Origin of the sequence: Diaminobutyricibacter sp. McL0608 (assembly GCF_039613825.1) — a bacterium.
In the GTDB taxonomy this organism is placed as follows: domain Bacteria; phylum Actinomycetota; class Actinomycetes; order Actinomycetales; family Microbacteriaceae; genus Diaminobutyricibacter.
Window position 1 is genome coordinate 3055867 of sequence record NZ_CP154826.1, and the last position, 13318, is coordinate 3069184.

General features: G+C 65.9%; 16 protein-coding genes. 1 reads left to right on the forward strand and 15 read right to left on the reverse strand.

Features of this window, described 5'->3' with window-relative positions:
- Positions 1 to 8 precede the first annotated feature (8 nt).
- The 7 genes from tsaD to glmS are packed head-to-tail and all read right to left on the reverse strand — an operon-like array spanning position 9 to position 6156.
- A complete protein-coding gene (gene tsaD, locus AAYO93_RS14575; protein ID WP_345761892.1) occupies positions 9 to 1079 on the reverse strand; it encodes a tRNA (adenosine(37)-N6)-threonylcarbamoyltransferase complex transferase subunit TsaD in 1071 nt (356 codons plus the stop codon).
- Positions 1076 to 1594, reverse strand: a complete 519-nt coding sequence (gene rimI / locus AAYO93_RS14580) for a ribosomal protein S18-alanine N-acetyltransferase (RefSeq protein WP_345761893.1) — start codon at positions 1592 to 1594, stop codon at positions 1076 to 1078. The genes tsaD and rimI overlap by 4 nt, the downstream gene beginning before the upstream one ends.
- Positions 1594 to 2214 carry a tRNA (adenosine(37)-N6)-threonylcarbamoyltransferase complex dimerization subunit type 1 TsaB gene (tsaB, locus tag AAYO93_RS14585; RefSeq protein ID WP_345761894.1) on the reverse strand — a complete coding sequence of 207 codons (621 nt, stop codon included), beginning with the start codon at positions 2212 to 2214 and terminating at the stop codon, positions 1594 to 1596. The genes rimI and tsaB overlap by 1 nt, the downstream gene beginning before the upstream one ends.
- Positions 2215 to 2223: 9 nt before the next feature.
- Positions 2224 to 2739, reverse strand: coding sequence for a tRNA (adenosine(37)-N6)-threonylcarbamoyltransferase complex ATPase subunit type 1 TsaE (tsaE, locus tag AAYO93_RS14590; RefSeq protein WP_345764898.1), 516 nt, complete (start codon positions 2737 to 2739; stop codon positions 2224 to 2226).
- A 37-nt stretch (positions 2740 to 2776) separates the two neighbouring features.
- Positions 2777 to 3919, reverse strand: coding sequence for an alanine racemase (alr, locus tag AAYO93_RS14595; protein ID WP_345761895.1), 1143 nt, complete (start codon positions 3917 to 3919; stop codon positions 2777 to 2779).
- Positions 3916 to 4272, reverse strand: coding sequence for a holo-ACP synthase (locus AAYO93_RS14600; protein WP_345761896.1), 357 nt, complete (start codon positions 4270 to 4272; stop codon positions 3916 to 3918). The genes alr and AAYO93_RS14600 overlap by 4 nt, the downstream gene beginning before the upstream one ends.
- A 33-nt stretch (positions 4273 to 4305) precedes the next feature.
- Positions 4306 to 6156 (reverse strand): glutamine--fructose-6-phosphate transaminase (isomerizing), encoded by a 1851-nt coding sequence (gene glmS, locus AAYO93_RS14605; protein ID WP_345761897.1) that lies wholly within the window; start codon positions 6154 to 6156, stop codon positions 4306 to 4308.
- 43 nt (positions 6157 to 6199) lie between these two features.
- Here glmS and coaA point away from each other — a divergent pair, with 43 nt between their 5' ends.
- A complete protein-coding gene (gene coaA, locus AAYO93_RS14610; RefSeq protein ID WP_345761898.1) occupies positions 6200 to 7153 on the forward strand; it encodes a type I pantothenate kinase in 954 nt (317 codons plus the stop codon).
- 8 nt (positions 7154 to 7161) lie between these two features.
- Here the strand turns inward: coaA and AAYO93_RS14615 are convergent, their stop codons facing one another.
- From AAYO93_RS14615 to rplM, 8 genes are all read right to left on the reverse strand, one after another.
- Entirely contained in the window at positions 7162 to 7794 is a 633-nt protein-coding gene (locus AAYO93_RS14615; RefSeq protein WP_345761899.1) for a hypothetical protein, read from the reverse strand.
- A gap of 24 nt (positions 7795 to 7818) precedes the next feature.
- Positions 7819 to 8190, reverse strand: coding sequence for a hypothetical protein (locus tag AAYO93_RS14620; RefSeq protein WP_345761900.1), 372 nt, complete (start codon positions 8188 to 8190; stop codon positions 7819 to 7821).
- Between the two features lie 72 nt (positions 8191 to 8262).
- On the reverse strand, positions 8263 to 9300 hold the full coding sequence (locus tag AAYO93_RS14625) for a peptidoglycan-binding domain-containing protein (RefSeq protein ID WP_345761901.1): 1038 nt from the start codon (positions 9298 to 9300) through the stop codon (positions 8263 to 8265).
- A 64-nt stretch (positions 9301 to 9364) separates the two neighbouring features.
- On the reverse strand, positions 9365 to 9907 hold the full coding sequence (locus tag AAYO93_RS14630) for a hypothetical protein (protein WP_345761902.1): 543 nt from the start codon (positions 9905 to 9907) through the stop codon (positions 9365 to 9367).
- 29 nt (positions 9908 to 9936) lie between these two features.
- The gene (locus AAYO93_RS14635; RefSeq protein WP_345761903.1) at positions 9937 to 10251 is read right to left on the reverse strand and encodes a lactococcin 972 family bacteriocin; all 315 of its coding nucleotides are present in this window, start codon (positions 10249 to 10251) and stop codon (positions 9937 to 9939) included.
- A gap of 616 nt (positions 10252 to 10867) precedes the next feature.
- Positions 10868 to 12232, reverse strand: coding sequence for a phosphoglucosamine mutase (gene glmM, locus AAYO93_RS14640; protein ID WP_345761904.1), 1365 nt, complete (start codon positions 12230 to 12232; stop codon positions 10868 to 10870).
- A 27-nt stretch (positions 12233 to 12259) separates the two neighbouring features.
- Positions 12260 to 12757 (reverse strand): 30S ribosomal protein S9, encoded by a 498-nt coding sequence (gene rpsI / locus AAYO93_RS14645; RefSeq protein WP_345761905.1) that lies wholly within the window; start codon positions 12755 to 12757, stop codon positions 12260 to 12262.
- 50 nt (positions 12758 to 12807) lie between these two features.
- Positions 12808 to 13254, reverse strand: a complete 447-nt coding sequence (gene rplM / locus AAYO93_RS14650) for a 50S ribosomal protein L13 (protein WP_345761906.1) — start codon at positions 13252 to 13254, stop codon at positions 12808 to 12810.
- Positions 13255 to 13318: the final 64 nt, after the last annotated feature.

Consider the following 13318-nt stretch of genomic DNA (forward strand, 5'->3'; position numbering starts at 1 on the left):
CGGATGGGTCAGCCAGCGACCTGGATCTCCGTCACCGGAAGCGTGGAATCCGCGCCGAACGACAGGGTGGACGGCTCGTGGCCGGCCATGATGAGCTGGGCTCCGAGCGCCGCGATCATCGCCCCGTTGTCGGTGCACAGCGACAACGCCGGGATGCGCAGTGCAACACCCGCTCGCGACGCCCGCTCGGCTGCGACCTCGCGCACCCGGGCATTCGCGACGACCCCGCCTCCGAGCAGAAGGCGAGGCACACCGAAGTCGGCACAGGCGGCGATGGCTTTCGTGATCAGTACGTCGACGACGGCCTCGCGGAAGCTGGCCGCGACATCCGCAACCGGCACCTCTTCACCGGCGTCCTGACGTTGCTCGACCCACCGCGCCACGGCTGTCTTCAGCCCGGAGAACGAGAAATCGTAGCGGTGCTTCTCCATGTCTTTCGGCTGGCTCAGGCCGCGGGGGAAGCGGATGGCCTTCGGGTCACCGAACGCGGCAACCCGGTCGATCTGCGGGCCCCCCGGATAGGGAAGGCCGAGCACCCTGGCCACTTTGTCGAACGCCTCACCGGCGGCGTCGTCGATCGTCTCCCCCAGGAGTTCGACGTCGGAGACCAGGTCGCGGACGAGCAGCAGCGAGGTGTGGCCGCCGGAGACCAGCAGAGCGATCGTGGGAAGTTCGACGGCATGTCCCGGGCCTCCCGTCGCGTCGAGCAGATCGGCGCCGACGTGTCCAACCAGGTGGTTGACGGCAAAGATCGGCTTGCCGAGCGACACGGCGAGCGCTTTGGCCGCGCCGACACCGACCATCAGTGCCCCGGCGAGTCCCGGTCCGCTCGTCACCGCGATCGCATCCAGCTCGTCGAGGCGGATGCCGGCGTCGGCCACGGCGGCCCGAAGCGCGGGGATCAGGGCCTCGAGGTGGGCACGGGCCGCCACCTCGGGAACGACTCCCCCGTAGCGCGCGTGCTCGTCCATGGACGACGCGATCGTGTTCGAGAGCAGGCGCGTACCGCGAACGATTCCGATGCCCGTCTCATCGCACGACGTCTCGATGCCCAGCACGAGCGGCTCCGCGCGGTTCACTGCTCGCCTCCTTCGGTGAGCGCCGGGTTCTCGGCCCACGCGGTTCGCGGGGCCACGACCTCGACGCGCATCACGATCGCATCCACGTCGTCGGGCTGGTAATAGTGGGGCCGCACACCGATCTCCTCGAAGCCGAGCATCCGATAGAGGGCCTGCGCGCCGGGGTTGTCGGCCCGCACCTCAAGAAAGACGGCTGTGACACCGCGCCGCTGCGCCTCGCCCAGCAGGGTCAGCATCAGCGCACGGCCGAGTCCCTGGCGGCGGGCACCGGGTGCGACAGCGATGGTCTGGATGTCGCCGTCGGTCGACCCGGTCGGCGCGAGCAGTCCGGCATAGCCTTCGATCTCATCCGGACTCTCGGGCCGAAACGCCACGAGGTAGAAGCAGTGCTCGCTGGTGACCTCGTGGCGCATCGAGCGCTCCGACCAGGCGTCGTTCACGAACGTGGCGCGTTCGAGCACCATGATCGCCGGAACATCGGCCGCGGCTGCCCGTCGGAACTGCCACGCCTCCATCAGGCGCTCACCCGCTTGGGTCCGTTGGAGAGCGTCACGTCGGGCGACCGCAGGTACAGGGGCTCGTCGGCCGCGAAGGGACGCCGGTGAAAATAGAGGAGCTCGGCGAACATCCCCAGTGCACCCGCCGACACCGAGGCGGCGTCGAAGCGCGCCAGAGCAGGATGCGGAACCTCGTCGGGCTTGCAGAGTCCCGGGCCGTCCTCACGGATGGGTAGTCCCACCTCGTCCACACCGACGAAGGCGGACCAGTAGAGTTCGCGGCGCCGCGCATCCGTCACGACCAGGAGTCCACCGGTGTGGCCCTCCCGGTAGCGTTCGAACGCTATCGCATCGTGGCTGACCACGGGAACGACGGGCTTTCCGGCACCGAAGGCGAACGCGCGAGCTGCGGCGATACCGACACGCAGCCCGGTGAACGGACCCGGACCCATCCCGACCGCGACCGCCGAGAGTGCGTCGACAGGAATGGCCGCCTCGGCGAGGACCGCGGCGATCTGGTCGCCGACCACTTCCGCGTGGCGCACGGTGTCGAGTTCACTGCGCTCGGCGAGGATGCCTCCGTCACGGTCGACGACAGCGACGGACGTGCCCGCAGAGGTGTCGATCGCAAGGAGCATGAGTCCAGCCTAGGCGGATCCGGCGGCACCCCACCGCGGGCCGAACCCTCGCACCGTCACGACGCGGGGTTCGTCGCGGTCCAGCTCCGACCCGGTTTCGACGTCGGACCCGTCGAGGGCTGCCCCATGGCCGATATCGGCCGCGGATGCGCCGGTCGGACGAGCGATGTCGACCTCGAGCCAGGACTCCGCGACTCCATCGAGCATCCCGCTCCCCCACTCGACCACAACGACCGAGCGATCGAAATCGATGTCGAGATCGTCGAGTTCCAGCGCGCTCGACAGGCGATACGCATCCACATGGACGAGCGGGGAACCACCGACCAGACTCGGATGCGTTCGAGCGAGCACGAAGGTCGGGCTCGTGACGGGGCCCCGCACCTCGAGGCCCTCACCCAGCCCACGCGTCAACGTAGTCTTGCCCGCGCCGAGCGGTCCCGCCAGCACGATCAGGTCGCCCGGCCCGACGATGCTCGCGAGGTCCACGCCCAGTGCGTGCATGTCCGCCGCGGTCTCGATCACCATTTCGGAGGGAACTGCGATGCTGCTCACCGGCGGACGTTCACTTCCGACCGACGAACGTGCGCTGCACGCGCGGACCGATGCGTGTGACGATCTCGTAGTTGATGGTGCCGGCCGCATCCGCCCAGTCGTCGGCACTCGGGAAACCAGCTGCCGGATCGCCGAACAGGACGACCTCGTCGCCCACATCGACCGTCTGGTCGTCGACATCGACGACGAACTGGTCCATCGCCACACGGCCACTCACGGGGAAGACGCGGCCGCCGATGCTCACCGTCGCCCTGTTCGACGCGTGCCGGGGAATGCCCTCCGCATAGCCGAGCGGCACGAGAGCCAGCGTCGTCTCGTGCGGGGTGCGATAGGTGTAGTCGTACGAGACGCCCTTGCCCGCGGGCACCCGGCGCACGGCGGCGACGCGACCGCGCAGCGTCATGACCGGCGAGAGGCCGAGCTCGGCACTCGACTGGCCCTCGAAGGGAGACAGACCGTAGATGCTGATGCCGAGGCGCACCAGGTTGAACCGCGCATCCGGAATTCGGAGTGCCGCCGCCGACGCGGCGATGTGCCGCAACTCCGGACGGAGACCAGCCACCTCCGCCCGCTCGAGCCCGCGGCGATAGAACGCGATCGCGTCGGCGTCATCCTCGGGCGAGGCATTCGACACATGGCTGAACACGCCGCGGACGACGATGTCGCCTTCCTGCTCCAGTTCGCGGGCGCGGCCGAACGTCTCGTCCCACTCGTGCTCTGCGATGCCGTTGCGGCTCAGCCCCGTTTCCAGTTTCAGCTGAACGAGGGCTTGTCCGTGGAGGCGACCCTGCGCGACAAGGGCGCGACGGGCTGAGGCCACCGCCTCGAGCTGCGCCTTCGACGAGAGCCCCAGGTCGATGCCCGCTTCGATCGCGGGGGCGAAGTCGGTGTCCGGATCGTGCAGCCACGCGAGGATGGGGGCCGCGATCCCGGCATCCCGGAGCTCGACGGCCTCGGTCAGATCGGCGACACCCAGCCAGTCGGCGCCGCCGTCGAGGGCCGCGCGGGCGCACTCGACGGAACCGTGACCGTACGCGTTCGCCTTGACGACGGCCATCACATGCTCGGTGCCGATCACCGTGCGCAAGTGGGCGACATTGCGGGAGAGTGCGCCCAGGTCGATCACGGCCTCGCGGAAGACGGCCTCGCTCATGCGCCGCGCTCCGCGACCACGAACGCGCACGCCACACCGGCATCGTGGGTCATGGAAAGGTGCAGCGAACCGATCCCGCGACCGGCCGCGATCCTGGCGGCGACACCGCTCAGCACGAACTCCGGGTTCCCTTCCGCGTCGGAGACGATCTCCATGTCATGCCAGCGCACGCCTTCCGTGTCACCGAGCGCCTTCATGAGAGCTTCCTTCGCGGCGAACCGCGCCGCGAGCGAGTGCACGGGCAGATCGCGTTCGGCCGGCGTGAATAAGCGGTCCACGAGGCGCGGCGTGCGTCCGACCGCCCGGGTGAACCGGGCCAGGTCGACGACGTCGACTCCGATTCCGACGATCACGGCGTGCCGTCTTCGATCCTCATCGCTACCGCGTCACTCGACAGTGACGGATTTGGCCAGGTTGCGCGGCTGGTCGACGTCGAGACCCTTCGCGCTCGACAGCTCCATCGCGAAGATCTGCAACGGGATGACCGCAAGCAGCGGCTCGAACAACGGAGCGGCGAGCGGGATGGGGATGACCTCGTCGGCGAACGGGAGCACCGCCGCGTCGCCCTGCTCGGCGATCGCGATGACGCGGGCGCCCCTGGCACGGATCTCCTGAATGTTCGACACGACCTTCTTGTGCATCTCGTCGGAGCCGCGAGGGCTGGGCACGACGACGAAGACAGGCTGGCCGGGCTCGATGAGCGCGATCGGACCGTGCTTGAGCTCACCGGCGGCGAAGCCTTCGGCGTGGATGTACGCGAGCTCTTTCAGCTTGAGAGCGCCCTCGAGCGCGATCGGGTAGCCGACGTTGCGGCCGAGGAAGAGAACGGCGCGTGTGTCCGCCATCCACTTCGCGAGCTGCGCGATGCTGTCGTGCGACTCGAGCACCTTGGCGAGCTTCGCCGGGATCGCCTCCAGTTCTGCGAGCTGGTGGGCCTGCTCAGCCGGCGTGAGCGACCCGCGGACCCGGGAGAGGTGAAGGCCGAAGAGGTAGAGCGCTGTGATCTGGGCGACGAACGCCTTGGTCGACGCCACGGCGACCTCAGGGCCAGCGTGGGTATAGATCACGGCGTCTGATTCGCGTGGGATGGTCGCACCCTGCGTATTGCAGACCGAGATCACGGTGGCGCCGGCCTCGCGGGCGAACTTGACCGCCATCAGCGTGTCCATCGTCTCGCCCGACTGGCTGATCGAGATGACGAGCGTCTTCGAGGTGATCACCGGGTCGCGGTAACGGAACTCGTGGCTCAGCTCCACCTCGACAGGGACGCGGGCCCACTTCTCGATGGCGTAGCTGCCGACCTGGCCGGCGTAGGACGCGGTTCCGCAGGCGATGATCGTGATGCGGTCGATGTCGGCGAGTACCTCGTCGCCGAGCGCCTCGAGCTCCGGGATGACGACCTGACCGTCGTGGTGACGCCCACGAATCGTGTTGGCGACAGCATCCGGTTCTTCGCTGATCTCCTTGGCCATGAAGCTCGACCAGCCGCCCTTTTCGGACGCGGACGCATCCCACGCGACCTCGAAGGGCTCGACCTCGACCCGCTCGCCGTGGAAATCGGTGACGGAGACCGAATCCGGCGTGATCGTCACGATCTGGTCCTGGCCGATCGCGACGGCGTTGCGGGTGTGCTCGACGAAGGCGGCGACGTCGGAGCCGAGGAAGTTCTCGCCTTCGCCGAGACCGATGACGAGCGGCGAGTTGCGGCGGGCGCCGACGACGACCCCCGGCTCGTCCTGGTGCAGCGCGAGCAGTGTGAAGGCACCCTCGAGACGGCTCACGACGACGCGGAACGCCTCCTGCAGGCTGCCCGTGGCGCGGTACTCGCGGCCGAGGAGCACGGCTGCGACCTCGGTGTCCGTCTCGCTGCTGAAGGCGAAGCCCTCAGCGAGGAGTTCATCTTTCAGAACCGCGAAGTTCTCGATGATGCCGTTGTGGATGACGGCCAGGCGCCCGTCGTCTCCGAGGTGCGGATGCGCGTTGCGGTCGGTCGGTCCACCGTGCGTCGCCCAGCGCGTGTGGCCGATGCCGGTGCGCCCGTTGCCGATGGGGTGAGCCTTGAGGTCGTCGGTGAGCACAGACAGCTTGCCCGCCCGCTTCGCCATGTGCAGATCACCGTTGTCGTCGATGATCGCGACGCCCGCGGAGTCGTAACCACGGTATTCCAGTCGTTTCAAACCACCGAGGAGTACCTCGAGACTCTTGTCAGTACCGACGTACCCCACGATTCCACACATGCACCCGATTTTAGCCTGACGCAAACCTCTAAACTGGTCGCCTATGGCTGAAACAGGCGCAGGCACAGGTAACGGCCAGACATCCCCCTTTGTCGAACTCGACCGCGCCGACTGGGCAGAACTCGCCGAGTCGACGACTCTTCCGCTGAAAGAGACCGAGATCGTGCAGCTGCGAGGGCTGGGTGATCCTCTCGACATGCGCGAAGTCGAAGAGGTCTATCTTCCGCTCAGTCGACTGCTCAACCTGTACGTCGCCGGCACCAAGCAGCTCCATCGCGTGACGAACGAGTTCCTGGGTGAGCGGGCGCAGAGCACCCCGTTCGTGATCGGCGTCGCGGGCTCCGTAGCCGTGGGGAAGTCGACCATCGCGCGTCTCCTGAGGGAGCTGCTCTCGCGCTGGTCGGACACTCCGCGCGTCGAACTCGTCACGACGGACGGCTTCCTGCTGCCCAATGCTGAGCTCGAGCGTCGTGGGCTCATGGAACGCAAAGGCTTCCCGGAGTCCTACGACCGACGAGCCCTGCTCCGTTTCGTGACCGAGGTGAAGAGCGGCGCCGCCGAGGTGCGCGCACCGTTCTATTCGCACCTCAGCTACGACATCGTGCCGGGTGCCCAGATCGTCGTTCGCCAGCCGGATGTCCTGATCGTGGAGGGCCTGAACGTTCTCCAGCCGGCCGGCGGCGGCAACCGACTCGCGGTCAGCGACCTCTTCGACTTCAGTGTCTACGTCGACGCCCGGACGCGCGACATAGCGAACTGGTACCAGGAGCGGTTCCTGAAGCTCCAGCGCGGAGCGTTCGCGAACCCCCAGTCCTACTTCCACCGGTATTCGTCGCTGTCCGAAGAGGAGGCGCGAGCGCGCTCCAGCATGATCTGGGCCAGCATCAACGAGCCGAACCTCGTGCAGAACATCCGCCCGACGCGTTCGCGCGCGAAGCTGGTGCTGCGCAAAGATGCCGACCATACCGTGAGCTCGGTGCTGCTGCGCAAGCTCTGAGCGCGCTCTCAGCGGATCTTGAAGTACCGGAAGAGCTGGTTCTCCCTGATTGCCGCGAACGCCAGGCATGTTCCAGCCAGTCCGCCCAGGACAACGGCGACAACTATCTGAATCGATGAAAGCGCAAGGGTTGTTCTGAGCTCGTCGCCCAGATTCCTGGCCGCCAGGACTCCGACAGCGAGGCTGACGATGCCGGCTAGTGTGAGCCAGACTCCCGACTCGATCAACAACATGTGCGTGAGTGCTCGCCGGGAGACTCCCGAGTGGAGGGCGGATGACATCTCGAGTCGTCGGGTGAATGCACCGCAGGAGCCGATGATGATCCCGAGCCCGGCCCCGGCGAGCGCCGAGAATCGTGTCGCTCGCGAGCGCACCGCTTCGGAAGGGTCGAGGGAGGTACCCATCGTCGTGTTGAGCTGGGACAGTTCCGTCTGGCTGGACGGATGCCGGGCAGGCAGCGCGGTCGTGAAAAGGAGCTGCGTGAGGTCAGTGTCTGCGGGCCAGATATCGGCCCAGCATTCGTCGAAATCGCCGGCCGCAGGCACCGGGACCACCAGGGCATAGCGCAGGCCCCCGCGCCGCCCGTCGTCCGGATAGTCATACGTGCCCCCTACTGGAACCGGGCCGTTTGCTGTCTGCAATTCGGTTCCCGCCGTCAGGCCCAACTAGCCCACCACCTCAGGACCGGCCAGGACACCCGCACCCCGCAGCGTTCCGCCGAGGAGCTTGACGAGTCCGGGGGAACCTCCCGCAGTCGGAATCGGAGTCCCGGGCAGGACCGAGGGGAACACTTTGTCATCGGAGTTTCGCAAGGCTCCAGCCCCACGAACTCCGGGGAGTTTCGCCAGGTCGTCACACGCGGCCCCGTCGATTCTCTCGTCGGCAGCAAGCACGTGGATCGAAGCCCCGCCGCGGTGAAATGCTTCGGCGCGCTGCACGATCTGTTCGATGGACAGGAGTTCGGCAAGTATCAATCCGGATGCAACGAAAACGAGAGCGAGCGCCAGAAGGGTGGCGTGTGTTGTTCCGGAGGCCACGTTCCGTGCGGCTTCCCGAAGAACGGAACTAGGCCTCATGCCCGCCCTCCGCCAGACCTGGACACCTGAGCGTCAGGGACATGGGCGGTGCGAGGGGTGCAGCCGGATCTTCTGCGGCGCCTTCCCCTTATGGAATTGCACGAACGTCTGGCCCAGTTGCGATCCGACGACATGAACGGGAATCATGTCGCCATTGCTCTCGACGCATCCATGCGATCGGTCGAGGTCGACGATCGTCGACGGAGGCACGCTGCTCACCTCGGTCGGTTCGGCGAGCGAAAGCGTTGCGGCGATGGGTTTCACTGTGGACGACTCCTCCGTCGAAGTCGGATCCTGGGCTTGGGGCGCCAGGTCGAGGGAGATCGGGCCAGACTTTCCCGCGGCGTCGACGGGAACTGTGGTGGCTCCGATCGTCACGACCCGCGGGCCTGTGACGAGATCGTTCGGCAGTTCGTCAACCGCTATCGATTGTTGTCCGAAGCTGAAAGTTGCAATCGGATCGCCGTCCGCGACACGCGCGCCCAACGCCGTATCGCAGGATCGGACCGAGACTTTCGGCGTCGGCAGCCATACGGTCCGAGAAACGGGAAACGTCGGCCCCTCCCACTCGATTCCCACTGCAGTCAGCGATTGGAAGGCGGCTCTGAGTGTCGCTCGACCCACAGTGCCGTCGACCGTGAGGTTGTACCCCAAGCGATTGAGTTCGGCTTGAAGGGAACGCACATCCGCGCCGGTGTCTCCGATCGCGAGGTCACGCCAGAGCGGCACCTCTGTCGCGAGTGCAAGGACGGGCCCTTCATCGACAGCGAAGAACGAGCTGCCGGAAGCGATTCCCGCACCAACCTCGCAGTCGTACCTCGTTATCAGACCGGACGCGGGCGTTGTCACGGTAGCCGAGCTGCTTCGACTGACGGTGATCTCCACCGGGCGCTCATCGTAGAAGGCGTGGGCCGAGATCGGGATCTCTTGCGCGGTCGGTACAGTCTGAAGCGATTTCGGTAGGAGCAGTGGCGCAAGTGAGACCGCGACCGCGCCAAGCGCGGCGGCCCCCGCAAGGGCCAGGGCGCCGAGCCCGAATTGGCTTCGCCCGATGCGTTTCCGGTTCATCATTCTTCGCTTCTGCATTGGGCAGGGGTGCTGGCGCCGGCTGGTTTCGGCCCCAACACCCCTGCGCCTACTTGCTCAGTCCGTAGTGCAATGGGTCGGCATTGCATTTGTCGAACTGAGTGCTGTTGATGAATTTGTCGATGTTGGTGCCATTCGCCAACATCGACGGCGTGTAGCCAGGATCGACAGCCTTGACCCGCTTCAGGCAATTGACGAGAATCGTGTTCTCGTCCAACTGCTGAGGGTTTCGATCCATGGCGTCGCGAAGGACGATCAGGTCCAATCCGTTTTCCTGGTTGCATTTGTTCACCGCGGAATTGGAAACGCTGTCCGGTCGCGTGTAGTCGAGCGAGTGGTCGCTCGACCAGGTCGCCGCGACACCGATCTTCTTCAGGCACGTCACGATGAGCTGTTGAAAATAGGCATACTCGGTGTCCGAGATCTTGCCGTCTGCGAGTGCTTCGCGTTCAGCAGGGGTTCGGGCGTCGTCGTAGGTGGATTTGATCAGCTCGGCCCATGGTTTCGCGGACGCTGCGGCGGCATCTCCCGTGGCCGAGGCGCCGGCCTTCCATGACGCGCATCCCGCAAGGCACAACGCCAAGAGGACCAACGCAACTACGCCGAGCGATCGATTCGCGCTCAGAGCGTGTTCCAGAACGCAGTGTTCCCACCGTTCGACTTGTTGGTCGACGCCTTGGCCCAGGCACCCTTGATCGCAGCTGCCTGCTTGCAGGTGTGCGCCAGCGAACCATCGCAGGCGGTAGCGGTGTGGTTCTTCGTCGCGTGGTGGTAGTTGGAGAAGACCTTGCCCACGAGCCCGCTGTCGACGCCATACTGCCAAAGTCCGCCACCCGCATTGGTTGAGGTGGTACTGGCGTTCGCCGCCGTGACCGGCAGCGAGACCATGGCAGCGGCAGCTACGAGAACCGCGGCGAATCTGATTTTTGTACGCAAGTCAATTTCCTTTGTTCGTGTTGTGGATCTCTCACAGCTCGTGCTCCTCCCGATCGCCATCATCGGCGGCTCGCGACCATCCAAACCGGTCGCGTAGTCGCCGAACAACGGGTGCGACAAGTGCGAAAACAGCCCAGCCCCCGAGAAGGAGCGGCAGCAGTATCAAAGCGCCGAGAATGGTGCCGGTGACGTCCAACTGAGCATCCTTTGCGGGGTCGGGCTCTAGCGTTTTTGTTCAGCTGACAGGAGCGCGCCCTGCCTTGTTCGCCGTCTTCTTCACAGTCACCGAATCTTCTTCACATCGAATGACCGCCTGATATCAGACGTCATTACATATGAGAATCTACAGGATCAGACATATATACCTCAAGTCGGCATGCAAGATCTGTGGATAGTTTGCGGAAGGCCGAGTTCGACGGGAACCGATGGGGGCGCTCAAACGTCAAATGGCGCACGCGAAAGCGCAGCGGGGCGCGAGCAAAGTCGAGGACGGCGTTCAGGAAGTGCGTATGAAACGACCGGCGAGCCGCGTCAATCCGGCCGTTCGCACTAGTTGAGACTCCACGCACTAGGTCCTACTAGTGCGCCAAGGCGAAGCTAGTGCGCGAAGTACGAACTAGAGGCTGAGCCGCTCGCGCACGACATCGGCAAGCGAGTGCGCCAGCCGGTCGGCGGTGTGCTGATCGGCCGCTTCGACCATGACACGGACCAGCGGCTCGGTGCCCGAGGGACGCAGGAGCACGCGGCCGGTTGAGCCGAGCTCTTCTTCGGCCGAGCGAACTGCATCCGCGAGGATCTCGTCGGTGTGCACCCCGTGGTGGTCGACGTTCTTCACGTTGACCATGATCTGCGGGTACACCGTCATCGCCTGGGCCAGCTCGGCCAAGGACTTGTGCTGACGAGCCATCTCGCTCAGCAGGTGGAGTCCGGTCAGGATGCCGTCACCGGTCGTCGCGTAATCGCTCATGATGACATGGCCTGACTGTTCGCCACCCAGGGAGAACTTGTGCTCGTTCATCTCCTCGAGCACATACCGGTCACCGACGCGGGTCTCCACGACGGTGATGCCGGCCTCGCGCATCGCGATCTTGAGACCGAGGTTGCTCATCACGGTGGCGACGAGCGTGTGCTCGCGCAGTTTGTTCCGGTCAGCCATTCCGAGGGCGAGGATCGCCATGATCTGGTCGCCGTCGACGATCTTGCCGTTGGCGTCGACCGCGAGGCAGCGGTCGGCGTCGCCGTCGTGGGCGATGCCGACGTCGGCGCCCGCCGCGACCACGGCTTTGGCGAGCTGGTCGAGATGGGTCGAACCGACACCGTCGTTGATGTTGATGCCGTCGGGCTCGTCCCCGATGACCGTGACACGGGCGCCCGCGTCGTGGAATACCTCCGGCGAGACGCCTGCCGCTGCACCGTTGGCGCAGTCGAGCACGACGTGGATGCCGTCGAGACGGTGCGGGAGGCTGGCCAGGAGGTGGACGACGTACCGGTCTTCCGCATCCGCGAACCGGCGGATGCGGCCAACGCCGGCACCGGTCGGCGCGAGCTTCGGGCCCTTCGTCATCGCGGCTTCGATGCGATCCTCGACGACGTCGGGAAGTTTCGTGCCGCCGCGGGCGAAGATCTTGATGCCGTTGTCGGGGGCAGGGTTGTGGGACGCCGACACCATGACCCCGAAGTCGGAGTCGCTGTCAGCGATCAGGAAGGCGAGCGCAGGTGTCGGGATGACACCGGCGTCGAGCACGTCGATGCCGGAGCTCGCGAGCCCGGCCATGACCGCCGCAGCGATGAACTCGCCCGAGACGCGAGGATCGCGCGCAACGATCGCGACGGGTCGCTTGCCGGCGGCACGCCGGGCCTCGGCGCTGCGGCCTTGCGTCAGGACTGCAGCAGCAGCCTGAGCAAGACCGAGCGCGAGGTCGGCAGTGAGGTCACCGTTCGCGAGGCCGCGAACACCGTCGGTTCCGAAAAGGCGTGGCATGAACCGCAGCCTAAGCGTTCGCGACGATTAGCGCTTGGAGAACTGCGGAGCCTTGCGAGCCTTCTTGAGACCAGCCTTCTTGCGCTCCTTGACACGGGCGTCGCGGCTCAGGAAGCCGGCCTTCTTGAGGGTCGGCCGGTTGTTCTCCTGGTCGATCTCGTTCAGGGCACGTGCGATACCGAGGCGCAGGGCGCCGGCCTGGCCCGAGGGGCCACCGCCGGTGATGCGGGCGATCACGTCGTAGCTGCCCAGAAGGTCGAGGACCTTGAACGGGTCGTTGACGAGCTGCTGGTGAAGCTTGTTCGGGAAGTAGTCCGCGAACTCACGGCCGTTGACCGTGATGGTGCCGGAGCCGGGAATGAGGCGCACGCGGGCGATGGCCTGCTTGCGACGGCCCACAGCCGCGCCGGGAACGTTCAGGACGGCGCGGGGTGCCTTGGGGGCCGACTCCGCGGGAGTCTCGGTCGAGTAGGTCTCGACGTTCTCGGCAGCTGCCGAGTCGATGGTGTCTGCGATCTTCGCCACGATGGTGTGAATCCTTTGTCTTTAGAGTCGAAAAGTCTGTCGCCGGGCGCTTACTGCGCGACCTGGCTGAGGGTGTACGGCTTCGGCTGCTGCGCAGCGTGCGGGTGCTCGCTGCCCGTGTAGACCTTCAGCTTGCGGAGCTGGGCGCGACCGATCGAGTTCTTCGGAAGCATTCCACGGATCGCCTTCTCGACGGCGCGGACGGGGTTCTTCTCGAGCAGCTCGGCGTACGTGACCGCCGAGAGACCGCCCGGGTAGCCCGAGTGGCGGTATGCCTTCTTCTGCGCAGCCTTGGCGCCGGTGAGGGCGACCTTGTCTGCGTTGACGATGATGACGAAGTCGCCGCTGTCGATATGCGGGGCGAACGTCGGCTTGTGCTTGCCGCGCAGAAGCGTGGCAGCGTGGCTGGCAAGGCGGCCGAGCACGACGTCGGTCGCGTCGATGACGACCCAGTCGCGCTGGATCTCATTGGCCTTCGGGGTGTAAGTGCGCGTCACAGTAGTGGCTGCTTTCTTGTCGGAGTTGGGTGTTCGTGAATCCCGCTCCGTTGGGAGTTCCGAT

Coding starts and splice junctions, on each gene's coding strand:
- rimI (WP_345761893.1), bottom strand. CDS start 1,594: ATGGAGGCGTGGCAGTTCCGACGGGCAGCCGCGGCCGATGTTCCGGCG.
- tsaB (WP_345761894.1), bottom strand. CDS start 2,214: ATGCTCCTTGCGATCGACACCTCTGCGGGCACGTCCGTCGCTGTCGTC.
- tsaE (WP_345764898.1), bottom strand. CDS start 2,739: ATGGTGATCGAGACCGCGGCGGACATGCACGCACTGGGCGTGGACCTC.
- alr (WP_345761895.1), bottom strand. CDS start 3,919: ATGAGCGAGGCCGTCTTCCGCGAGGCCGTGATCGACCTGGGCGCACTC.
- glmS (WP_345761897.1), bottom strand. CDS start 6,156: ATGTGTGGAATCGTGGGGTACGTCGGTACTGACAAGAGTCTCGAGGTA.
- coaA (WP_345761898.1), top strand. CDS start 6,200: ATGGCTGAAACAGGCGCAGGCACAGGTAACGGCCAGACATCCCCCTTT.
- AAYO93_RS14625 (WP_345761901.1), bottom strand. CDS start 9,300: ATGATGAACCGGAAACGCATCGGGCGAAGCCAATTCGGGCTCGGCGCC.
- glmM (WP_345761904.1), bottom strand. CDS start 12,232: ATGCCACGCCTTTTCGGAACCGACGGTGTTCGCGGCCTCGCGAACGGT.